The organism is Streptomyces sp. A18, assembly GCF_059026065.1.
On record NZ_JBWLKL010000051.1, the window covers coordinates 1 to 22,572 of the forward strand.

At 70.7% G+C, this 22,572-nt stretch carries 22 protein-coding genes and 1 pseudogene; 20 read left to right on the forward strand and 3 right to left on the reverse strand.

What is annotated here, in order from left to right; all coding sequences use genetic code 11:
• Positions 1–940: 940 nt before the first annotated feature.
• The 13 genes from AC5P1C_RS39115 to AC5P1C_RS39175 all read left to right on the forward strand — a co-directional run bounded on the left by AC5P1C_RS39115 (position 941) and on the right by AC5P1C_RS39175 (position 14,671).
• Positions 941–1,510: a hypothetical protein gene (locus tag AC5P1C_RS39115; protein ID WP_358613604.1), complete on the forward strand. Its 570-nt coding sequence runs from the start codon at positions 941–943 to the stop codon at positions 1,508–1,510.
• 70 nt (positions 1,511–1,580) lie between these two features.
• Entirely contained in the window at positions 1,581–1,865 is a 285-nt protein-coding gene (locus AC5P1C_RS39120) for a hypothetical protein (RefSeq protein WP_493870746.1), read from the forward strand.
• Positions 1,866–1,985: 120 nt separating this feature from the next.
• Positions 1,986–2,630 carry a hypothetical protein gene (locus AC5P1C_RS39125; protein WP_493870747.1) on the forward strand — a complete coding sequence of 215 codons (645 nt, stop codon included), beginning with the start codon at positions 1,986–1,988 and terminating at the stop codon, positions 2,628–2,630.
• 124 nt (positions 2,631–2,754) lie between these two features.
• The gene (locus AC5P1C_RS39130; RefSeq protein ID WP_493870748.1) at positions 2,755–6,918 is read left to right on the forward strand and encodes a DUF3560 domain-containing protein; all 4,164 of its coding nucleotides are present in this window, start codon (positions 2,755–2,757) and stop codon (positions 6,916–6,918) included.
• 87 nt (positions 6,919–7,005) lie between these two features.
• Positions 7,006–7,467 (forward strand): LPD29 domain-containing protein, encoded by a 462-nt coding sequence (locus AC5P1C_RS39135; RefSeq protein ID WP_493870749.1) that lies wholly within the window; start codon positions 7,006–7,008, stop codon positions 7,465–7,467.
• Positions 7,448–7,795 carry a hypothetical protein gene (locus AC5P1C_RS39140; protein ID WP_493870750.1) on the forward strand — a complete coding sequence of 116 codons (348 nt, stop codon included), beginning with the start codon at positions 7,448–7,450 and terminating at the stop codon, positions 7,793–7,795. Before AC5P1C_RS39135 ends, AC5P1C_RS39140 begins: the two co-directional genes overlap by 20 nt.
• 56 nt (positions 7,796–7,851) lie before the next feature.
• The gene (locus AC5P1C_RS39145; protein ID WP_493870751.1) at positions 7,852–9,021 is read left to right on the forward strand and encodes a hypothetical protein; all 1,170 of its coding nucleotides are present in this window, start codon (positions 7,852–7,854) and stop codon (positions 9,019–9,021) included.
• 132 nt (positions 9,022–9,153) lie between these two features.
• The gene (locus AC5P1C_RS39150) at positions 9,154–10,050 is read left to right on the forward strand and encodes a class I SAM-dependent methyltransferase (protein ID WP_493870752.1); all 897 of its coding nucleotides are present in this window, start codon (positions 9,154–9,156) and stop codon (positions 10,048–10,050) included.
• A 105-nt stretch (positions 10,051–10,155) separates the two neighbouring features.
• Entirely contained in the window at positions 10,156–10,671 is a 516-nt protein-coding gene (locus tag AC5P1C_RS39155) for a hypothetical protein (protein ID WP_493870753.1), read from the forward strand.
• Between the two features lie 185 nt (positions 10,672–10,856).
• Positions 10,857–11,981 (forward strand): DUF6573 family protein, encoded by a 1,125-nt coding sequence (locus AC5P1C_RS39160; protein WP_493870754.1) that lies wholly within the window; start codon positions 10,857–10,859, stop codon positions 11,979–11,981.
• A gap of 61 nt (positions 11,982–12,042) precedes the next feature.
• Positions 12,043–12,327 carry a hypothetical protein gene (locus AC5P1C_RS39165; RefSeq protein WP_493870755.1) on the forward strand — a complete coding sequence of 95 codons (285 nt, stop codon included), beginning with the start codon at positions 12,043–12,045 and terminating at the stop codon, positions 12,325–12,327.
• 94 nt (positions 12,328–12,421) lie between these two features.
• Positions 12,422–13,960: a ParB/RepB/Spo0J family partition protein gene (locus AC5P1C_RS39170; RefSeq protein ID WP_493870756.1), complete on the forward strand. Its 1,539-nt coding sequence runs from the start codon at positions 12,422–12,424 to the stop codon at positions 13,958–13,960.
• 87 nt (positions 13,961–14,047) lie between these two features.
• Entirely contained in the window at positions 14,048–14,671 is a 624-nt protein-coding gene (locus AC5P1C_RS39175) for a hypothetical protein (protein ID WP_493870757.1), read from the forward strand.
• Positions 14,672–14,822: 151 nt separating this feature from the next.
• On the opposite strand, the gene AC5P1C_RS39180 is transcribed toward AC5P1C_RS39175, so the two are convergent.
• Positions 14,823–15,413 (reverse strand): hypothetical protein, encoded by a 591-nt coding sequence (locus AC5P1C_RS39180; protein ID WP_493870758.1) that lies wholly within the window; start codon positions 15,411–15,413, stop codon positions 14,823–14,825.
• Between AC5P1C_RS39180 and AC5P1C_RS39185 the strand changes: the two genes are divergently transcribed.
• The 4 genes from AC5P1C_RS39185 (at position 15,354) to AC5P1C_RS39200 (ending at position 18,113) form a co-directional block, all read left to right on the forward strand.
• The gene (locus AC5P1C_RS39185; RefSeq protein ID WP_493870759.1) at positions 15,354–16,223 is read left to right on the forward strand and encodes a hypothetical protein; all 870 of its coding nucleotides are present in this window, start codon (positions 15,354–15,356) and stop codon (positions 16,221–16,223) included. The two genes, AC5P1C_RS39180 and AC5P1C_RS39185, sit on opposite strands and share 60 nt — an antisense overlap.
• Before the next feature lie 89 nt (positions 16,224–16,312).
• The gene (locus tag AC5P1C_RS39190) at positions 16,313–17,305 is read left to right on the forward strand and encodes a deazapurine DNA modification protein DpdA family protein (protein WP_493870760.1); all 993 of its coding nucleotides are present in this window, start codon (positions 16,313–16,315) and stop codon (positions 17,303–17,305) included.
• An 84-nt stretch (positions 17,306–17,389) separates the two neighbouring features.
• The gene (locus AC5P1C_RS39195) at positions 17,390–17,641 is read left to right on the forward strand and encodes a hypothetical protein (protein ID WP_493870761.1); all 252 of its coding nucleotides are present in this window, start codon (positions 17,390–17,392) and stop codon (positions 17,639–17,641) included.
• A 58-nt stretch (positions 17,642–17,699) separates the two neighbouring features.
• A complete protein-coding gene (locus AC5P1C_RS39200; protein WP_493870762.1) occupies positions 17,700–18,113 on the forward strand; it encodes a hypothetical protein in 414 nt (137 codons plus the stop codon).
• 144 nt (positions 18,114–18,257) lie between these two features.
• Here AC5P1C_RS39200 and AC5P1C_RS39205 read toward each other — a convergent pair whose 3' ends face one another.
• Entirely contained in the window at positions 18,258–19,379 is a 1,122-nt protein-coding gene (locus AC5P1C_RS39205; protein ID WP_493870763.1) for a DUF4037 domain-containing protein, read from the reverse strand.
• Positions 19,380–19,563: 184 nt separating this feature from the next.
• Positions 19,564–20,102, reverse strand: a pseudogene (locus tag AC5P1C_RS39210) (GNAT family N-acetyltransferase).
• A 320-nt stretch (positions 20,103–20,422) separates the two neighbouring features.
• On the opposite strand from AC5P1C_RS39210, the gene AC5P1C_RS39215 reads away from it, so the two are divergent.
• From AC5P1C_RS39215 to AC5P1C_RS39225, 3 genes are all read left to right on the forward strand, one after another.
• Positions 20,423–20,941: a hypothetical protein gene (locus tag AC5P1C_RS39215; protein WP_493870764.1), complete on the forward strand. Its 519-nt coding sequence runs from the start codon at positions 20,423–20,425 to the stop codon at positions 20,939–20,941.
• 251 nt (positions 20,942–21,192) lie between these two features.
• On the forward strand, positions 21,193–22,152 hold the full coding sequence (locus AC5P1C_RS39220; protein WP_493870765.1) for a hypothetical protein: 960 nt from the start codon (positions 21,193–21,195) through the stop codon (positions 22,150–22,152).
• Complete coding sequence (locus AC5P1C_RS39225; RefSeq protein WP_493870766.1) at positions 22,149–22,409, forward strand: hypothetical protein; 261 nt, start codon at positions 22,149–22,151, stop codon at positions 22,407–22,409. The genes AC5P1C_RS39220 and AC5P1C_RS39225 overlap by 4 nt, the downstream gene beginning before the upstream one ends.
• Positions 22,410–22,572 lie beyond the last annotated feature (163 nt).

Below are 22,572 nucleotides of genomic sequence, written 5' to 3' on the forward strand. Positions count from 1 at the left end.
CCCGATGACGCTCCGTCCGCTGCACTCCCGCAAGGTGGCCTGCGCTGCGCTCCGGCCACCCCGTGACGCTGCGCGCCACCAGGGCGCACCACGCTCCGCGCAGCCCGCCAACGGGCCTGACGGCCCGGCAGTAACGGGAGGAGGTGCGGGTGGTGACGGGAAGCCGGTGAGCGAGTGTGCTTCAAAGTAACTGCTAGCTAGACTCTGGAATAGATAGGGCCCACCACTCACGCTGAACCTCGCCTGATTCACAACCCCTCAGAACTGGGCACGCATCCTGCCGGGAAGAGACGAGCACATCTAGCGCAGTGCATCCTACCGAGCACCAAACACCAACCCGCCCCCGCCGCATGAACGTAAGTCAGCTCTGCGCTCCCTCAGTTGACGCATTCCGGCTGCCTCATTCGCTCCCCCCTTCAATCCAAATGCTCGTCCTTGAACTGTACGTGATGTGGCGTCAGCACTGACCCTGTTTGCCGCTCCCGCCCGGAGCGCTCCAGAAGGCGGCTCCCAGGTCCACTCGCCGTGCACTCTCCCCTCTAGGCCCCTCGCTGCCACCCACGGGCCGCAGCTGCCCGAGCGCGGAGACCCTCGACGCGCAACACCAACAAACCCGCCCCCGATCCCCGAAGCCGCCACGCCGACCACGCCCGCCCACCACCAACACACCAAGAGCGCGGGAGCAGGGGCAGCAGAGGGGATGTCAGACCCCCGACCACGCGCGGAACCCTTGGTTGACCTGCGGATACGTCGCCCGTCCCGGAGAGGCTCGCGCAAGAGATGTCGCAAGAGAAAGCGCAGGAGTAGCCGCAAGAGATGTCGCAAGAGCTGTCGCAAGGTTCGGCGTTTCGGGTGCTTCCCCAGACCGGAGAGTGTATTATTGATTTTGACGTCAGGCGGCAACCTGACTCAGTCTCAATCACCAACACGAGGAGCCCCCTTGAACACGGAAGCGGAAACCGTTGACGCGGTTAGCCGACTCACGATCCACCTTGCTGGAGAGCACGAGACCGACGCATCCATCGGTCTGACGCTCATTCCCCTTCTGAAGATCCCCACGGCAATCATCGAATTCCGGCACCCTACCGGCGCGCGCGTTTGGTGGGAAGGCTGGTGCGAGGCCGCCGCAATGCTCGACAGGATCTTTCCCGAGCAGGTCGACGCGGGAGAATTGCGCGAGCCCGAATTGACCATCAATTCGTTTGTGATCCTGGACGACGCGCCCCGTCGCGCCAAAGTCCGGGCCCGCAGCGCGGCTGTAAGCCCCGACGGAATCGGCGCATTGTCCGTCACCGTCGGAGGTCTGACGATCGCGTGCGCGTCCCGCGCGGCTGTCGAGTGCCAGGTGCGCGGGTGGCGCGAGGCGTACGACGTGTTCGCCAGTGACGGCGGGTTCGGTCTGCCGTCCGCCGACGAGGTGGCCGCGCGCGTCCGGGCCGATCACGCCCGCCACGGAGTCAACGAGCTGTTGACGGCCGCCGAGGAACAGCGGGCAGCCCGGACGCAGTGACGCGCCCACGGTGGGGCGGCCGCCGGTCGCCCCACCCTCCCGGAGCCACAGCCGCCAGAGAGGGGACAGCATGACCGCCACAGGACCGATCAGCCGGGGGCAGCGGGTGCGCATCGAGCGCACCCCCGCCCGGGGTCTGGCCGCCTACGCCCGCCCGAGGACCGCGAACCGGCCCGCTCCGTGGCCCGAGGTATGGGAAGGCACGGTGTTGCAAGTTGCCTACGCCGAAGGCGAGTTGACCGACGTCGAGGTCTACGGCAAGCGCGAGAGCACCGGCGAGACCAAGCGCTTCACGTTCAGCCTCAGCCGCAACCCGTTCTTTCGTACGAGCGTGACGCCGGTGGAGTCGCCGTAACTGCCCATGTCCGGGGGGTGGTTAAGGGTTGACGATCACCCCCCAGGTGAGTGTATTATTGATTCTGCGGGTGAGCGGCAACTCACCCGCCGCCAACTCGACAACCAAGGCAGGGGAACGATGAACGAGTACCAGGACCACGTACGGCAGAGCCTCGAAGGGCAGAACGTTGACCCGGGCGAGGATCTCGGCATTGACGCGATGCGGTGGACGCCCGACCCCGTCAGCGAAGACGTGACGGACGAGGCGACGCGCACCGCCGCCGACACGGCACACGCGCTGCTCGACCGCTCCGCCGACGCGTACCTGTCCCTCCTGAACGCCGTTCTCGGCGACGGGACGCACCACATGGTGGCCAGCGCCAGCACGCCGCACGGTGACCTCACCGAAGGCCAGGAACTCACGGTGATCGGTGACGCCCTGATCATCAACGAAGCCGCATCCATGCGCGTCTGCGCAGTGATCGCGGCCGCCATGGTCGGGGGCGGGGCCGGTGGGCTGGTCGTGCGCACCTTCGGCCCCGAGGGGTCGGACTTCGTACGCGGCTGGAGGATCCGGAACTCTTGGCTTCGGCCGCTCACCGCTCAGGAGATCCGGGAGGCGTACACCGTCGACACCGAGACTGGTGCGCCGGTTTCCCCGGAACCGGGCGTTGAGTACCGGCAGGCCGAGCGGGTGCCCCGCCCGGGCCAGGCCCCGACGCGCGCCGCGAGCGCCAGCCACACCGCGCCGAGGGACAACCGGCCCCCGAACCGCCGCAACTGAGCACCACCCCGCCGGGGCCGGTCGCCCGACCGGCCCCGGCGGGAACGCCCCTGCCTCCCCCTGCCCTGCCTCCCGGTGTGAGCGGCAACTCACCCGGCACCAACCCGACCAGGAGTGACCCGACATGACCGCGACCACGCACCCCGCCAGCAGCTCGCGCACCCGAGCCCAGGAGCCGGCCCCGACCCCTGCCGAAGCGCCGGCGCCCACCGCCCCGACCGCCGACCTGCCCCGCAACCTGGCCCGCCTCACCGCCCAGGCCGAGGAGGCCGGATGGACCGCCACCGTCCAGACGCAGCCCGGACACTGCGCCCTGGTGCTCACCGCCCGCCAGGAGGCCGGTGAAACCGTCCTGCGCTGCGTATGGCGACTCACCGCCCGGGGGCACCGCTGGGACGGCGCCACCCTCACCCGCAACGGCCAGCAGACCGCCGAGGGCATCGCATGGCGCGCCGTCGGCGACCTGGTGGCCGCCGAGGCCCCCACCGCCCGCACACAGCCGACCGCGCCGGACCGGGCGGACGCTCCGGCGCCCGTTCCGGCCGAGACCGCGGCGGAGACTTCGGCCCCCCGGAAGCGTGCCCGTAAGGCGTCGTCCGTGGCGGAAGTCGAGCGCGCGCGTAGGGCGGCGGAGGAGTGGCCGGAAGCAATGCAAGCGCGGTCGCTGGGCGACCGTTACGAGGGGGCGTTCCGGCGCTCCGACCTGCTCTCGGAACTGTCCGTGTGCGGTGAGCGGTTCCCGTTCCGCTTCCATTTCGAGTCGGGCGGCGGACACACCGTGACCCTTCCGACGGGGGACGTGCGCGGTACGTGGGGTGAGGTCACGGGGGCCGCTATCGCGTACGTGATCGCCGAGCGTCCGGCGTCGGTACTACGGGCGACGGCCGAGACGGCGCGCGTGTACGCCATCCATGCGGAGTGGGCGGCGGAGAGGGCGGAGGAAAACGCACAAACGGCCGTGTCGGTCGGCATGGCGCGCGCTGCCCTGGACACGGTCCGTGCGTTCGCTCAGCGCATCGATTGGGACGGGCTGACGGATGAGCAGTACGACAGCGCCCGGGGTGCGGTCCGTGAGGTCGAAGAGTGCGCAGAGGGCGCAGAGTCCGCGTACGGGCGGGGCGACGTCGACACGGCCCGTTGGGAAGCGCGTGACTCTCTCGCCGTCGTGCGCTGGTTCGGGCTTGACGTGCCGTCGGCCCAGGCGTGCGCGGAGCGTGCGCCGGAACCGCGCGCGGTTGCTGGGCGGGTGCGGCCGGAAGCGTCGGCGTTCCTGCTGCGGATCACCCGCCCCGGATTGGAGCGACCGGCAGAGGAGGCCGAGGTTCCAGCCGGTGACGCTGCCCCCGCGGCTGACCAGCGCGCGGAGGCTGCGTCAAAAGAGAACTCGGGGGAGGCGCCCGAGGTGGCGGCGGACGCCGGTCCGGCCGAGGGTGCGCCGGTCGTGGTGGAGCGTCCGGCGGTGTCGCCCGACGTCGTGTCGGACCCCGGCAGGGTGGACGGGTGGGAGACCGACGGGGGCGCGGTTGAGGTGCTGCCGGTGATCTGCCACGGCAACGCGGGTGGAGTGTTCCCGGTGGCGTTCCGTGGCCCGTATGAGGGCACGGTGCGGGTGTCGCGGGCATGGCTGACGGAGCGTGCGCGCCGTGCGCTGACCGTGGCGCGTCAGCGGCTGACGGTGGCGGAGGAGTACGCGGAGACCTGCGCGGCGTGGCGGCGGGATGCGCACGACCTGCACCAGGAAGTACGCCGGTCGGCTGGTGTGCTGGGTGAGCGAGTGGTGGTGCATTACGAGACGTCCGGCGGGTGGTCGGAGCGTGCCCGTGAGGCGTCGTGGGCGGCGGATACGCGGCGGATGAATGCGCGGGATGCGGTCCGGCGATGTGAGTGTGAGCTGTCCGGCTTGGAGGCGGAGGCGGCGGAACCGGGGCACCGGTCGAAGTCGGCGCGTGCGTTCCTGGCGCGTGCCGGGTCCGGGGATGTTCCGGCCGGCCGTGGGACGTGGGTGTCCGCCGACGGCGGTACGGCGGTGATGTTCGAGCTTCCCGCAGACGTCGACGTGAACCCGGACGTGAGGCACGGGGAAGCGAACGAGCAGCGTCGGGCATTCGTCGACCTGTTGGCCGACGCCGTGGCCGCGCGCGATGAAGGCCGCGCGCTGATCGGCCGTGACCTCCCGTCGAAGAAGACGCACGGACGTACGGCCGGAGTCGAGAAGGGCCAGGCGTCCGCCTCGGTCAAGGGGCTGGACGTCAAGCCGTGGAAGGCTCCGAAGGTTCCGGCGGAGGGCTCGCCCCTGGATAGCGAGACGCTCGCCACGTGGGACACGGTGGGGGACGTCGTTGCGGAGAGTGAGACGGCGCCCGGGGTGTGGCTGCCCATGGCTGCCGTGTCGTTTGCCGAAACGGCCATGGCCAACGGTTGGACGGTGGCCATGCAGCACAGCACTGACGGGGGCATGGTGGCGGTGCGCGTCGCCGGTGTCACGGTCAAGGACGGTGAGCCGCTCGCCTATGAGTTGCTCGCGGCGTGGGACGGCGGGGTGTTCCGTGAGGACCGTTCGGCGGTGTGGGTTACCGGTCGGCGGGTGACGGGCAAGCCCACGCCGTTGTGGTCGGCGCCAGTCCGGGTGGGCCGGTCGGGCAGGCACCAAGATCCCTCAATGTTGGCGACGGTGCTGCAGCATGCGGCGGAGCCGGGCACGCTCGCACGGGTCGCGCTGAGCAGCTCGGATCCTGCCCCCGAGGGTGTGAGCGACCCCGGCGGCATGGACGGGTGGGAGAGCGAGGGCGGAGCGCTCGCGCGGGATGACAGCGGAGAGCTCCCCCCGTCGGCATCCCGTGACGAGGTGTCCGCGCGGGCGGCTGACGTGGTGTCTGACCCGTCCGGGGCGGACGTGTGGGAGGCAGAGGGCGGCACGGTGCCGGACGTTGGCATCCCGGCCCCCGCCGCGGCGGCTGGGGCGGTTATGCCGATCGACTGGGCTAAGCCTGCCGGGCGCGGTGACTGCGCGGCGGCAAACACGTGTGGCGGGTTCGGGGTGCTGCTGTGGGACGTGCCCGGCTGTGCTCCGCGCTGCGCCGGGTGCGCCGCACGGGTCATGGGGCACTCTCCGGCGGCACTGCGCGCGCTCACTCTGCCCGGGGACATCGTGGAAGCGGAGGAGGAGGCCGAGGCGGCGGACATCGTCATCCGGCACACCCACGAAAACGGCACCACCGTTGAGGGCTCCGCCAAGGGTGACGGCGTGTGGGAAGCGTTGCGCCCGCTGGGCTGGACCTACCGGCGCACCCCGGGGATCTTCATCCGTGGCAGCCGCTACAAGGGCGCCGACCGGTGGAAGATCAACCGGGCTGCGGAGGCGGTGCGCGCACTCGGCCTGTCGTGCGCTGTGGTGATCGAAGAGGGCATGTCGTTTGCCGAGCGGGAGGCCGCCCGCGTGGATGCGGCCGAGCAGAGGGCGGACCGGTTCACGGACCGGGCCGGACGGGCGACGGCATCGTCGCAGTCGGCGCGGGATACCTCGGACCGGATCGGCGAACGGTTCTGGATGGGTCAGCCGATCCTGGTGGGCCACCATTCGGAAGGGCGCGCCCACCGGGACCAGGAGCGCATGCACAACGCGATGCGCAAGAGCATCGCCGAGGGCGAGCGGGCCGGTTACTGGGCATCCCGTGCAGCGGCGGCGGACGCCTACGAGCGGTACCGGAAGAACCCGGGGCGCACGCTGCGCCGCATCGAGAAGCTGGAGGCGGAGCGGCGCGGCGTGCTGCGGGAGCGTGACGGCGTTGACGACAAGGGCCGTACGGCTGATGTGTGGCGACGCGAGCCGTCCGAGGCGCGCCGGGAGGAGCTGACGCGCCGTCTGGCCGAGTACGACGAAGAGCTGACGTACTGGGCGGAGACGGTCAAGGAGGCGGAGCGGCGCGGCTTCAAGGTGTGGGGTCGGGCCGACTTCATCAAGGGTGATTTCGTGCGGTGGCGGGGGTCCTGGTACGAGGTGACCCGGGTCAACGCCAAGACGGTGACCGTGCCACACATCCACGCCGCGTTTGACGGCGGCGCCGTCGGTGCCGTCGACGGATGCCGCGTGGTCACCCGCGCGGCAACGGCTGAGACCCGGCACAAGGGCAGCACGTACACGCTCCCCTACAACGAGGTGAGCGGGCGCATGTCGGCCGAGCAGATGCGAGCCGCCCTGGCGGGCGAGGCGATCCCAGCCGACCCGCGCGACATCACCCCGGAGCCCGCCCCGTCACCGGGTTCGCCGACTGCTGCGGACGAAGCGTGAACCCTTCCAATAAAAGCGTATTATTGATTCTGCGGGTGAGCGGCAACTCGCCCGCCACCAACCCAACTCGCAGCAGAAGGACAGGGCATGGACTATATCGACACCAAGGACGTGGCCGCCGAGCTCCGTAACCGCCTGAAGAAGGCGTTCCCCGGCGTGAAGTTCAGCGTGCGCAAGGGCACCGGCACCGCCTCCGCGTGGATCTCCGTCTTCTGGACCGACGGCACCTCCACGGCCGACGTCGAGGAGCACACCCGCCCCATGCAGGGCGCGCAGTTCAACGGCATGGAGGACCGCTACGAGTCCACCGACAACACGGTCACCGTCACCGTCAAGGGCCGGAAGGTCACCGGTAAGCCGCTGGTCGACGGCATCAACACCCACCGGGACGTCTCCGACGACGCCCTGAAGGCCGCCGCCGTCCTGTGGTCCGAGGCCCACGACGGCACCGAGCCCCCCGCCAGCGGCATGCTCGCCGCCTGCGTCGTCGATGGCCACGTCATCCAGGAGAACTGGGCCCCCACAGCAGATGTGGCAGATCGCCAGTGATGTTGTCCTTCCCCAGCGCTGGGCCGCCGCCCAGGCCGCCCGTCCGGCGAACGCCCGCGAGCAGGGCAACGAGGGCGCGGAGGGACTCACGCTCCAGCACACGAACGAGGACGGGACGACGGTCACCGGTACGCGTCTGGGCGACGGCGCCGCCGAGGTCCTCAAGCGCCACGGCTTCAAGTGGCACCGCAAGAACCAGTACTGGTACGCCCCCGGCAGCCGTGACCAGCAGGCCGACACCGGGTTCATGGACGCGGTCGCCGCCGACCTGCGCGCCGAGAACCTGACCGTCACCACGACGCAGCCCGAGCCGACCCCCACCGCCTGAACCGACACCCGACCGGCCGGGCGCCCCAGGCGCCCGGCCCACCGAGCGGAGCCCCCATGTCCACGCACCTCCCCTCTCAGCTCACCGGCGATCGCCCGGACCCGGGCTCCGCCGTCACCGACCCAGGCACCGTCGAGGCGTGGGAGACGGACGGCGGAGCCGGCCCCAGGGTCGAGCCGACCGTCGACAGCCCCGCGGCCCGTCCCGCCGCACCGTCCGCCGCCGAGGTCGCCGAGCTGCCCACGCGGGCGCGCACGCTGGTCGGGGCAGCGACGGCGAACGGGTGGGACGTCACCGTCACCTCCCAGGGCATCGTGGAAGATGCCCCCGTACGCACGATCACCCTGACCGGTGCATTCCCGACGCCGACCACGGTCGCTGAACTCACCGCCCGGTACGTTTGGTACGGCGGCACCTACTGGGGAGAGGTGTCCGAGCGCAACGGCCGCTATGCCGGCGGTTTCGGCGAGTTCCTCGCGTGGGTGCGTGACGCGCCCGCCATGTGCCGAGCGGGCACGGAAGCGGGATGGATCCAGCCCGGCAGTCCGCTGCCGGGTACAGAGCTGGAGACTGTGCCACTGCCGCAGTGGTACGGCGGTGCGCCCCGCGAGCGCATCTTGGTGCGCGATGCGCGGATGTACGCGCGGTACACGCAGACCATCCACCACGACGACACCGGCATTCCCGTGCGGGAGGCCCCCGGATACGGTCGGCCTCACCTCAGCGGCGACGCGGTACGCGCATTCCTCGGCGGATCACTCGGATTCTGGCTGTCCAGCCAGGCCACCATCACAGACGACGAGACGATCATCTACCGCCAGACCAACGGGCATTCAGTGATCACGTTCACGCCGGATCGCGACTCCGGCGTCATCATCACCCACCCGGAGCGGTACATCACGGCTGACGCGTACCGGGTCACCGGACACGGACGCCTTCCGCAGGTCTGGACGCAAGCAGCCGCCCGTGAGGCAGTTGCCGAAGCCACGCGCCCTGGCCCGATCGACTGGCCGGACGGCTGGGCACTGCTCATGCCGGACGGGTCCGCGCGGTTCGCCCCGCGAGGCTTCCCCTGGAAGTCCACAGACGTGTACATCGCCGAGCCCACCGCCCCGCCCCAGGCATGGGGGCCACGGTGCGGGACGTGCGGTTGGTACGAGACGGAGCACGACCCCGCGCGCGGGTGGGGCCGTTGCAGCAGCTTCCAGCCGCCGACCGACACCTGATGAACGCCGCCTGCTGGCGCGCAGCGCGGACGCCGTAGCCATCGCTCCCCACCGAACTCACGACCGCCCTGGAGCGGTCCGGACAACCGCGTCAGGACCGCTCCCCCACACGACCGCGAAAGGCGGCATGCCATGGCCGGAAAGCTCAGCAAGGAGCAGACCAAGCAGCACAACCGAGCGTGCGAACTGGTTGACCTGGAACGGGACTTGACCGAGGAGGAGCGGGAATTCGTTCTCGACCACTTCCACGAGTCCGCGAACATGGGCCGCACCCTGGACGGCGCGTTCTTCACACCGGCCGAGCTCGCCGGCGAACTTCACCACGTGGTTCCGGGTGACCGGATCATCGACCTGTGCGCGGGCATCGGGCGCCTGGCCTGGCACGCCCGCGACTACTGGAACCGGCGCTGGGAGCGTCTGCCGCCGCGCGAGATCGTGTGCGTGGAGAAGAACCCGGAGTACGTGAAGGTAGGGCGGCGCATCCTGCCGGAGGCCCAGTGGATCTGCGCGGATGTGCTCGACGTGCCGGGCATGAACCTCGGTTCCTTCGACTGCGCGATCAGCAACCCCCCGTTCGGGCGGATCAAGCGCAGCTCCAACGCCCCCGAGTACCGGGGACCGCTATTCGAGTTCCACGTGATCGCGGTCGCTGAAACCCTGGCCCGGCGGGGGGCGTTCATCATCCCGAGGGAATCCGCCCCGTTCCGCATCGAGACCGGGTTCGTCTCGCAGGACTCGCCCGCGTACGAGCGCTTCCACCGCGAGACCGGGATCAAGCTGCGCCCCAACCCCGGCATCCCCACGGACCTTTTCCGCGACCAGTGGCGCGACGCCTCACCGGCCGTCGAAATCGTGGTGCACAACCGCGACGAGGACGAGTTGGAGGCCCAGGCCGAGCAGGCCGCGCGCGCGGAGCAGGAAGCCTCAGCCAACCGCCCAGCCAGGCCGACGGCCGAGACCACCAGCGTCACACCCGCAGCCGCGCAGTCGGCCGGGTTCGGCGACGGCGGCGGGGACACCCTGTTCTGAAAAGGGGATTGATCAACCCCCTTGAGGGTGTATTATTGATTTTATAGGTGAGCGGCAACTCACCGGCCGCCGACCGACACGCAACGAGCAGACAGGGAACGGCACATGGGCGCCTACGGACACGACATCACCGGCGGAATGCTGGTCTTCGACCGGGAGGACTTCACCGCCTACCGGCCCGGCTCGGAGCCGGTCTGGCTGGTCGAGGCGGTGGCCGGACACGAGGAGTGCCGCCCGGGCGGCAGCACCGTCTACAGCAGGTATGCGCACGTCCGCAACGCCGAGGTGCACGGCAAGGACACCACCCCGGCGAACTCCGGATGGACCGCCACCAAGTCCCTGGGACGGCTGGTCGAGGCCGCCGCCGAGGACGACCACACCAAGCCGGGAACCTTCCGCATGGACCGCGCCATGGTGGCCTTCCTGCGCGCCACCCGCTTCCGGGGGTGCACCTCCGACGACTACACGACCGTGCGCGACCTGGTGAACGCCGCCCCCTACGACCGGCACGGGTTCCTGGTGGGTGCACGCACGGTCACCCGCACGGCCAGCGCTACGAACTCGGCGCCCTGTCGGTCTGCCTGGGAAACCTGCTCTGCGACCTGTCGGCAGGCCGCATGACGGCCGCCGACCTGGAGGCGGGCGGCATCTCCGTGACACTGCTGGACGCCACCCGCGAGGCCCTGCGCACCGCCGACTCGGCCGCCCGGGCCTGACCGACTTGCCGGGCGCCGACCATGGCGCCCGGTCCCCTACCGGAATGAGCGGCAACTCATCCGGCACCACTCGATACAGGAGGACGCACCATGACCACGATCCGCCGGAACTGGACCAAGCGCGTGACGGAGATCCGCACGGCAGCCCGCACCTGCCACACCTACGACTCCGACAGCGGCAACATGGTGCCGGTCGCCCCGGCAGCCGCCTTCGAGGCGTGGGAGAGCAACCGGCGCGCCCGGCTCACCGAGGACACCCCCGGGCAGAAGTGGACGGTTCACGTTCACTCCAACCGGTTCTACGTCCTGACCTCCGAGGAGCCCGCCACCCCGGCGGACGACGAGCCGGCCGCCGAGGTTCCCGCGGCCCCCACCGCCGCGCCCGGCTCCCGCCACGCCGCCGGACCGACCAGCACGCAGGACCGCAGCGCGGCGCGCACGCTCGCCCGGCACGCGCGGGCATCCGGTGTGCCGGACAGTGACCGCCTACCCGGTCATCTGCCCGCCCTGGCGGTCGATCTCGTGGGAAAGACCGTCCGCGTCAAGCTCGCCCAGGGCTACAGCCACGAGCAGATCCGGGACGAGTTCGAGCAGGAGCGGGCCGAGGCGCAGGCCGCCGGAGACGCCGGGAGGGTCGCGGCCCTGGGGACGGTGCTCGCGGTGCACGCGGCGACGGTGACCGAGGAGGACGCCGCCCCGTCGCCCACCGGCCCCGCCCCGGCCGACCACGGCCACAGCTCACCGGAGGAACAGCAGCCCGTCCGGCACCGCCCCGGCTCGCCGCGCGAACGGCGGGTGAACAGCGACAGCGTGCTGTCCCGCATCGACTCGGTTCTGCACGACGCCGCCGTCACCGACGACTACACCGTCAGCGGCGACGCCATGCGGTCGGTCCCCCTGACCGACCCAGGCGAGATCATCCACGCCTACACCCGCGCCAGCGCCGTATGGGAGGGCTGCGTGGCCTGGAACGAGGGCGACAGCGAACGGCAGGTGCCGCAGGACGAACGGGGCCGCCTGTGGGACGTGCTGACCATGGCCCGCCACGCGATCCGGCGCAGCGGCGGGGGCGACGGGCAGGTCACCGTCGACCTGCGGCGGGTACCGCGCGACGGCCGCGCCCGGCAGGCCCAACCGGTCCAGCTCGTCTGCGCGATCGGGCCAGGCGACCAAAGCGAGCCCGTGATCACCATCATGGAGCCTGACGAGGACTGAGCGCCCGGCCAGCCCGGGGGCGCACCGCCCCCGGGCTTCCAACCCGAAAGGACCGGTTCTCATGACTACCCCCGCTGCGGTCGCGGACCGCGTGGCCGAGATCCTCGGCGACCGCTGGACGGCCACTCCCGGCCCGTGGAAGGCCTCCGGCCATCTGGAAGCCGAGCGCGCCGACACGTACTCGCTGGCCGTCGACGAGCGCGGCGAGCTGTGCCTGTGGGCCAGCCTCAACCCCTCTGGCCCTTTTACCGTGTTCCGCGAAGTGCACGTCGAGGAGATCGAGGCGGTTGCCGAGGGCATCGCGGAGGCGATCCGCGAGCACCGCGCCACATCCGGCCAGGGATAAAGGGTCTTGCCTCACCCCCAAAAGAGCGTATAATTGATTCTTGAGAGCAAGCGGCAACTTGCTCGACACCAACCGATCGCACGAGGAGCAATCCGTGAGCGACACCGCAACCACCACACCGATGCAGCGGGTCACCCTGCAGCTCGGCCAGATCCGCGTCAACGAACACAACGTCCGCCAGGACCTCAACCTGGACGCGAAGTTCCTCAAGTCCGTCGCGGCCAACGGCGTGAAGATCCCCGTCGTGGTCCTCCCGCTCGGCGAGGACACCTACGAGCTGAAGATGGGCCACCGGCGCTACTTCGCCGCCCGGGCCACCAAGGAGACCGAGGCGGAGCAGGACGCGATCGAGGTCCCCGCGTACGTGCTCGACCCGTCCCTGCGCGAGGCGGGCGAGGACTTCATCGACCAGCTGATCGAGAACGACGACGACTACCGCCGTGGCCTGACCGAGCTGGAGCAGGCCGACGCTCTGTTCGGCGCGGTCGGCGCGGGCATGAAGCAGGCCCGGGTGGCGGAGCTCACCGGCCGCTCCCGCAGGGACGTGTCTCAGGCGGTGAAGGCCGCCAAGTCGGTGGGCGAGCGGACCCGTTCGGCGCTCGCCGAAGCCGGTACGTACGACCTCGACCTCGAAGTGCTGGGTGAGCTGGGTGAGTTCGACGACGACTCCGCCGCCGTTGACCGGCTGCTGGACGCCTACGCCAAGGGCCGCTTCGAGTTCCAGGTGCAGTGGGAGCGCGACGACCGCGCCGAGCAGCGCGCCCGTGAGCAGGTCCGCCCGCAGCTGCAGACGGCCGGGGTGCGGCTGGCCGAGGACGGCGACACGCTTCCGCAGACCGCCGAGCCGGTCAGCGAGCTGGACGGCCCGGACGGCGAGCCCATGAGCGCCCAGGCGCACGCCGAATGCCCCGGCCACGTGGCGACCTGGGCCGAGAACCCCCGCGAGCCCGGCGAGGTGGACTACTTCTGCACCGACCCGGAGCGCTTCGGCCACTACCCGCCCCAGGAGGACGCCCCCGAGGCGGACGGCGACCAGGACGAGGAGCAGCCGCAGGCGGCGGGTGAGGCCAAGCCGTCGGAGCCGTCGCGCGAGTACGTCAAGGCGGGAAACAAGGCCTACCGCGCCGCCGAGAAGGCCCGGCAGGCGTGGCTGAAGGACCTCATCGGCCGGAAGACCGCGCCGAAGCCGCTCGCCGCGTTCATCACCGAGCAGCTCCTTTCCTGCCCCAAGCCGGTGGCTCAGTGGGTGGGCGACGCGGGCCGCCGGGACCTGGTCAAGGAGCTGACCAGCTACGACCAGCCCGCCGAGCGCGCCAAGTCGGCGACCCCGGCCAAGCTCACCCTGCTGAACTTCGCGGTGCTGGCCGCGACGTTCGAGAAGCGCATGGGCGAGGTCCGCACGTGGCGCACCGACAGCACCGCCCGTTCCGCCGTCTACGAGCTGCGGGAGATCCGCGAGGACGCCCGCACGTGGCTGTCCTTCCTCGCCGAGATCGGCTACCCGCTCTCCAGCGTCGAACAGGCCATCGTCGACGACGAGCCCTACCAGGAGGGCGAGCCGGACGCGGCCGACACCGACGGCCAGGCCGACCCGGACGGCGTGAGCGCCGAGGACTGCGAGGACGCGTCCTGACCTGCTGCCCGGGCCAGACCTGACAGGTCCGGCCCGGGCCCCCTCCTCCTTCCCTCTCTGCGCGCTGCCCGCCCGGAAGGCCTCGCCATGCTCCGCTCCGAACTCCGCCTCAACGCCTCTCTGTTCGTTGCCCAGGCTGCCGTCAGCAACCACACGGGCCTGATCGCCCGGGCCGGTCTCGCCATGCCGGCCGCGCCGTTCGGCTCCCCCGCCTGGCAGCTGCCCTCCGTGGTCTCCTACCTTCACCGCCTCCACCAGGACGAGGAGGGCCCCTCCCCCGAGCTGTGGCGCGCGCACACCGAACGCCAGACCGGTCCCGTGCCCCGGCCGCACATCCGCTACCACGGTGACGGCCTGCACGATGCGGACGCGGTGTGCGTGCTCGACATCCAGCTCGGCCCGCGCGACGAGGACACCGGCTGGCCCGCCGCCGATCTCGCCGTCATCGAGCAGGAGGAAGGCGCCTGCCCCTTCGGGCGTGTCATCCGCCGCCACGGGGTCGAGGCGATCGCTGCGTACGCCGCCCAGGAGCTGACCGCCGAGCACGCGGCGCTGATGGACCGCGCCCGCCAGCACCAGGACGCCGCCTTCGTTCGCCTCGCCGGACTGGCCCAGCGTGCCGCCGAGTGGGCCGACAAGGTCCGCGCCGCCGCGCACGCCGATGCCGTCCACGTCCAGGCCGACCGCGCCCGGTCCCGCATCACCCGCTGACCGCCCCCGCACACCCGCGCCTACTGCCGCCGTTGGAGGCCTGCGCCATGTACGAGTTCGAGCCCGCCTCTCCGACCTACGCGATCTCCGGCACCATCGTCGAACACTGCCTGCGCGGCCGGGACCGCACCCGCGCGGACCTGCCCGGCGGCTACCGGCTGACCTTGCGCTCCCGCGAGCGGCACGGCCAGCTTGAGGCCGCCCTGGCTGCGCCGTCGCCCACCGGCCCCGCCCGAATCTGCACCGTGCGCATCAGCGCACACCCCCGACGCCCGTCACCTCCCGCATTCTCGACACGGTCACCCGCTACGCCCCGGCCCTGCCCGACGCCCGCGACGCCCGCCCGCCCCTGCAGGCCGTTGCCCGCCTGCTCACCACCGGCGCCCCCTTCCAACGGCCCGGTGAGCCGGGACTGTTCGTCCGGTTCGGGCATGCGGAAGCCTGGCTGGAAGGCAGGCGGCTCAGCGTCACCCCGGGCAGCCCCGGCAGCGGCCTCAGCCTGGTCCTGGGCGGCCCGTGGGACGCTCCGTCCACCGCCCGCCTCACCGCCGCCGTCCTGCGCGAGCTGACCGAGGCCGACCAGTTCGCCGGCCAGGTCGCCTCGCTGCTGCCCGGACCGTGGCAGGTCCTGTCCGACCAGTGGCACCCGGACGCCGCCCTCGTCCTGCCCGAATCCCGCCGCGTGGACCCGGAAGACCCGCGCGGCCGCCGTGTCTCCCGGGCGCTGCGTGAGGTCAAGCACGACCTGAGCGCGGCACAGCCGGACTGGGACTTCCAGGGACTGATCTCCGCCGACGGCTCGGCCGTGGCCCTGCGCGTCACCCTGCGCGATCGCGACGTCCCCCACCTGGTCGGCAAGGTGGTGGGCGACGGCGTCTTCGACCCGGACGAGTTGGGCAACACCCGCACGACGTTCCTCCCCGCCAACCTGCCCCCACCTCCCGACTTCGCCCCGGCCCGGCATCCCCACGAGGTCCCGTCCCTGGACCTCCAGGTCGCCCCCAAGAACGAGGCCTACGCGTACGGCGTGAAGCTGGAACTCGGCGACTGGGCCTACGCCTTGGACCGCCGAGCCGTCTTCTACGGGCCCGGCTGGTACCCCTTCCACGAGCACGTGACGCGCCGGGAGAAGGACCCCACCGCCCCGCTCAACGACCGCGACGTGCCCACCGGGCGCACCGTTCCCGCCCGGGTGCGGCTCTCCCCCGACGTCGCGGACTTCTCCTGGGGCAACGAGTACGTACAGCTCACCCCCGTCGACCACCGGGTCGAGGCGCGGCTGCACCTGTACGTCGGCCAGGAGCAGGCCCACACCCTGGTGCGCACCGTGACGCTGGAGGTCGATCTGCGGTCGCGGCGGGTGGTGCTCCCAGTCCAGTTGCCCGCAGATCTGCGTCACCAGGCGGAGGTCAAGGGCCGGCGGATCCTCGATCTGCTGCTGGCTGCGCGACGCGAACGCGCACAGGGGGCGAGGGAGCCGCGGGCTGTCCTCGGTCCCTGGGACCGCGACCCGCCCAGCCGCGGACGCCTGACGCGGTCGCCGACCGCGTGAGCCACGCCCGCTCGCCGTTTTGCCACACCGCCGGTCCGGGGCGGCAACCCCGGACCGGCCCCCCGCTCACCAACTCGAAGGACACGCCCGTGAACGCCGTGCTCGCCGCCCCAGCCCGCCCGATGCCGGCCCCGCCGGTGTACACCCCGTATCCCGAGACGTGCACCTGCACGCCCGCCGTCCGCTACGCCTGCGGCCACTGCTACCACGAACAGTGCCTGGACTGCGGGTTCTGCACGATGGGCAGTTGCGTCTGCCGCTGCGAGTACGGCCTCGGCTTCCACCCAGGTGACTCGCCGCCCGAGGGGCCGATGTTCTGGATCGGCGGACACCACGCCAACTGGCTGTCCACCTGGGGCGTTCCCATGTGCGTCTCGCGCTCCGCCCTGACCGGCCGCGCCACGCTGCCGCGCGCCGCCGAGGCCTGGGTGTACGACTCGGGCGCCTTCTCCGAACTCGACAACCACGGCAGCTGGACGATCGGCCCGCACGCCTACGTCCGTGAGCTGCGCCAGTTCCGCGACGGGATCGGCCGCCTGGTCTGGGCCGGTCCGCAGGACTGGATGTGCGAGCCCGACATGATCGCCAAAACCGGTTTGTCCGTGCGCGAGCACATCGACCGCACTGTGGGCAACTTCGTCGACCTGATGGCCGAGGACCCCGGCGTCGGCATCATCCCGACCGTCCAGGGCTGGCGTCCGGCCGACTATGAAGCCTGCCTGGACCTGTACGACAAGCGCGGTGTACGGCTGGCGGACTATCCGCTGGTCGGGGTCGGCTCCGTGTGCCGCCGCAAGTCGGTCAAGGACGTCTCTGCCGTCCTCGCCACGGTGGCCGCCGCCGGGCTGCGCCTGCACGGCTTCGGGCTGAAGACCCAGGCGCTGGAGACGTGTGCCGAGTACCTGGCCTCCGCCGACTCTCTGGCCTGGTCGCGTGACGCCCGCTGGAACGACCCGCTGCCTCAGTGCGAGAGCAGGCACAAGAGCTGCTCCAACTGCGTGCACTGGGCGATGCGCTGGCGCGAACGCGTCCTGGACGTGCTGCACGCGCCCCGTCAGCTGATGCTCCCCACCACGACCTGACCACCGCCGGCCGTGCCGGTCCCGGGGCGGCAACCCCGGGACCGGCCTCCTTCACCAACTCACCGACCCGAGAGGAACAACCTGATGTCTGCATACGAGCAACCCCCGCTCGATCTCGGCGCCGTCTGCCAGCGGTGGAAGCATCGCCGGCACAGCTGGAGGCCGACCAGCGAGGGCGGGTTCGATCCCGCTCGCTACCGCATCCGCGAGATGCCGAACGAGCTGGTGCACACGGCGAAGGCCTTCGTGCGCGCCCACCACTACAGCGGCTCGTGGCCCGTTATCATCATGATGATCTTTCCATCAGTCACGTCAGCCAACGGGCCCAGGTCCTGACCGAGCTCGCCGACCAGCACGACCACGACCGCGTCATGGCGGCAGCGGGGGCCGAGTTGTGAGCGACGACAACGAGAGGAAGAACATCAGGGCCGCGATGGACCGGCTGCTGGCCGGCACCCCGCTGCGGTCCGACGGAGAGCTGACCGTCCTCGCGCTGGCCGCCGAGGCGGACGTGAAACGGCACGTCCTCACCCACCGGCATACCGACCTCAAGGACGAGTTCTACGCGAAGGTCCGAGCTCAGGGACGGGTCCCCGAAAGCGAACGTAAGCTGCGGGCCGAACTGAACAAGACCAAGGAGCGACTGGCCGAGCTGATCGAGGAGAACAAGCGACAGCAGGCCGAGATCGAGACATTCGCTCGCGTGGTGAACGTCCTCACCGTTGAGAACCACCAGCTCCGCAGTCAGCCGGGGCACAAGCGAGCCCCGGTGGTGGCCTTGCGCCCGGCCCCCGAGCCCGGCTCGTAGCCACCTCGTCTTGTCCTGACCGCTGCGCGGTCAGGACGAGACCACAGGGCTTGTCGAGCACGAACTGTCGGCGTACACCGCCTTTGCTCCCCTGCCGTGTACAGATGAACATCCCCAACGGCCAGGCCGCTTCGCGCTCTTCGCCTACTGCCTGGAGGCGGAGTTCCCAGGGGGAGAGCTGACCGTTGCGCGGGTAGCGGCGCGTGTCAGTTCCGGACGGCTTAGGACGTCGGTGCTGTCGATGAACTGATCGACAGTGCCGATCGTCGGCAGGGCGCGGATGGCCGGGTCGGTGATGCGGGTGGTCAGCGCCCCGGCGAAGCGTTCGGCGTGCAGGACCTGAAACGGCCTGTCGTGGTAGGGCCGAGTGGCGGGGTCGACAGGGTCGGAGAGGCCGAGTTGGTTGTGTGCGGCCGCGACGGTCTCGTAGGCGCGGGCGAGGTGATGTTCGCGGGCGTGCCAGTCGGTGGCGGCGAGGACCGCGGTGAGGACCGGGGTGAGGGCGGGTCCCTGGGGGGTACGGGCGAAGGCGCTGCCGGTCCATTTGCTGTAGGGCGGGTAGCGGCGGTCCATGAGCAGACAGAGCCGCATCAGATCGCGCACCAGACGGGCGGCGACGACGGCGGAGCCGAGTTCGTCGCCCACTTCGCCGCAGCGCCCGACAAAGGCTTCTTCCCGGGAGATGCGTTGCCACTGGCAGGCGAGCAGGTAGAGCCATAGATCATGGGGGTACCAGTCGAGGGCGGTTCGGCCCGGTACGAGGTGGCTGAGTCCGTCGTGGAAGACGGCACCGGCAGTGACCTCGGCGAGGCGCTGGGTGGGGGTGGCCAGCCAGTCCGTCAAGGTGATGCCCTTGCCCGGGTCGAAGCCCAGTTGCGCGGTAAACCAGGTGCTCAGGTCGCTGACTTCGACTCGGTGATGCACCGGCCCGTCGGTCGTCCGCATGACCCCGATGCCCGATTCGCCGGTGGCCGCGAAGTGAGTCGGGCAGCCGCTGAAGGTCTTCGGCAAGCGTTCGGAGAGCAGTGCCGTGATTTTCGTTCCGTGACGAGTGACGTCCTGCGGGTGCAGGAAGACCTGCAGGCGCGGCCCCCACTCGTGGTCGGCGGAGCGGGCGGTGTCGAATCCGAGGACTTCCGAGCCGCTGCCGAGACGGGCAGCGGAGTGCGTCATCCCGGGGACGGCCTCGTCCAACAGGGGCCGTACGGCTTCGAGGTAGAAGCGACGCGAGAGTTCCAGTCCGGGGATGAAGGACGGTGTGGTCATGCTGAGGAGGGTGCCGGATCGGCGTGTAACCGGTCGAAGGCTTTTCCACTCCCGGCAGACAACGGTCGACTACGCGTACGGCCGGCCCGATCCGCCAACGGCAACTACCCGGCGCCCGGCATCAGAAGCCGACCGCATTCATCCGTAGGCGCCTGGGGCCGTCGTGGCGTACGCGGACACGAACTCAACTAGAGGGCATGACGGGGGACCTCATGCCGAGCCATTGCTCAGCGTCCCAGGCCTGGAACCGCTCTACCTCGGTGAACCCCAGCTTTGCCGCGAGGCGCATTGAGCCGATGTTGGCGGTCTGGGTGGTGAGCACTGCCGGCTCGCCGGGAAGGACGCCATCGAACCAGTCGAGTGCCGCCGCGCACGCCTCGGCGGCATACCCGAATCCCCACGCTCTCGGCAGGAACAGATACCCGAGATCGACCTTCCCCGCGGCAGCCGGGCGATGGTGCTCCGGTGCTCTCCTGAGCAGGATCTGGCCGATCATCGCCCCGTCGAGATCAACGACGAAACTTCCGGGCCACTGCTCGGGCACCTTGGGCGTCTCGCGCTCAAGCTCGTCACGCGGGCGGGGGCCGCCGAGGTAGGTGTGCACCTCTGGCGAGGCGAGCAGTTCGATGAACGCCGCCCGGTCCCGGGCCTCGGGCTCACGGAGTACGAGCCTCTCGGTCCTGATCGGGGCAGGGGCCAGGCGATGGGTCCGAGCTCAGACATGCCGGCCAGCCAATTAGCACGCTCGGCAGCGATCAAGAATCGCAGACCGATCAAGCCACCGGCCCGGGCCCCATCCTCGCCAATGGTGCGGGCCCTACAACCACGCCTGCCGGGGACGAGATGCCTCCCGTTCTCGTGAGCATCGACTTCGGCAGCGGCGGGTCGCATCCCGAAGTGCCGATCTGCTTTCGGGATTCGTGAATAGAGCCACCCTCTCCGCTATTACGCAGAGTCACCTCAACAACCAACACCAGGATCGCTACAACACAACCAGACTTGACAGGGAAAGCTTCTGCTGTTTCCCGGTGTCGATGGGGGCCATGGACACGCATTTGGACCGGATGCGCGCCCATCCGGACATCGCCGGACGGGTGCTGCGCCTGGAGTACACCTCGGTCAGCCTCAACCCGCAGGCGAGGCTGTTCGGCCGGCGCAGTCTGCTGGAGCAGTTCGACCCTGGCCGGGCCGCCGACCGGCCTGTGCTCGCCGCTTTCAAGGAGGAGCTCGCCTGCCCGTGGGCGCTGTACCACGTGCGCCGGATCCTGCCCGTCGCGAAGGCGGACCCGACCCGGCGGGGGCGGGCGATGCGCTCGGTGGAGCGAGTCGACGTGGGCCGGGCATCCGCTCTCGGCCGGAGGCTGCAGAGCGTCTCGGAGCGGCACGGCGTCCCCGTCGAGGTCGACGAGCGCTACGGGCGGGTGCGGGCGTGGGTCCAACAGCGCGGGCCGGAGCTTCCGACCGTGGAGGAACTGATGGTCACCGCCCCGTTCCACGTCCGGGACAAGAAGGTGCCGCACTTCGAACGGAAGTGGGCCGCACATCGCGGCAGCCGGTCGTGATGTGCTCTGGGTGCCGGCGAGATTGACAGCCATCCACTAAGAGCGTCATATTGATTACGCGAACCAAGCGGCGAAAGCGGTGGGCGGCGGAAGGCACCCTCTCACGAGGGTGTCGATCCAGGGCGGCAACCCCGACCGAACGTCCCGCCGACCACCTTCACCAACTCGACTCGCCCGCCGGCGCGTGTGCGCCGAAGGACCAAGAGGAGCAGGCCCTCAGTATAGGGCCGCGATCCGAACCGGAGAGTGCAATGTCCAAGGCCCTGAACCCGCAGCGTCGCGTCGTCGGCGACCGTGCCGTGGTCAATCGCGACTGGATCCGCGAGTTCACCGGCGCCAGCGTCGGTACCGCGGCCCGCTGGTACAAGATCCGGCTCGAGCAGCCGGAGGAGCACCGCCACCCGGAGAAGGAGCGCATCGACGGGAGCGACTTCTACGACGAGCAGCAGTTCCGCGCCTTCTACACCTGGTTCCAGCAGGAGAAGGCGAACAAGGTCCTCAAGGCCGACCCCGAGCTGTACCAGGCCGACCCGGAGGACGTCGTCTCCATCAACACGGCCGCCAAGTGGCTGGGCTTCAACGGAGCCTCGGCAATCCGCAAGTACCTCAAGGACAACCCCGACTACTTCCCGAAGCCCCTCGCCGAGCCGGTCGAGGGCCCGACCGGCCGCATGATCCCCGCCTTCCGGGCCGGCGACCTGCAGGACTTCGACCGCAAGCGCACCGGGGACAAGCTCGGCAAGGCCGGCCGCCGTCCCGGGCCCCAGGCCGACGCGGCCGTCGGCCGGCCCTCCGCCCTCGAGGAGGCTCTCGCGGCCGAGTTGAGCGCCCACGCCGGCGGTGAGCCGCTCACCGCCACGCAGCTGGCCGAGCAGTACGCCGCCGAGGCGATCGACCGCGACGGCTACCACCCGGGGCTGGCCGCGGATCTCAGCGTGCAGTACGGCGGGCCGCAGCGGTCCTGGGAGTACGTCGTACGCACCGCGCTCGAGCACCGCCCCGCGGTCACGCCGGCCCGCTCGGAAGCCGACCGGCGGGCGACCCTCGCCCTGGCCGCCCTGTACGAGCGCGGCGACATCCGGGGGCTCGCCGCCTCCCTCGCCCGCGAGCACGGAGGCAGCCCCGACGTCTGGTCGCGCGCGGTGAACGCGGCACGCGGGATCGCCGACTCGACCACTGATCACCCCACACCGAAGGACGAGTCCCGATGACCAGCTACCAGCTCCGCGACACCACCACCCGCCAGCTCCTCGCCCGCGACCTGGCCGACTATGCCGCGGCCGAGACTGCCCTGGACCGCCTCGACGACGAACTTGAACGCGGCCTTGTGGCCAACGGCGAAGGCGCCGGCCGCATCCGGCTGCGCCTGGACGTCGAGCGGGTCACCGACGGCGTCACCGAGGCCGTCGGTCACCACGTCCTGCTTCTCGGCGTGGACGACGTGCCCGACCTACTGCCCGCCGCGTGACCGTCGCGCGCGAGAACGCGTACCGCCGACCACCGACTACCGCACTCGGAGTGTCTGAGAGGGACGAACTGCTGTCCGTTCCCGAAGCCGCTGCGCTGCTCGGCTGAAAGAGCGGCAGCTCCTTCAGCAGCTCCCTCGACCAGGGCAACCTCCCCCTGGTCGA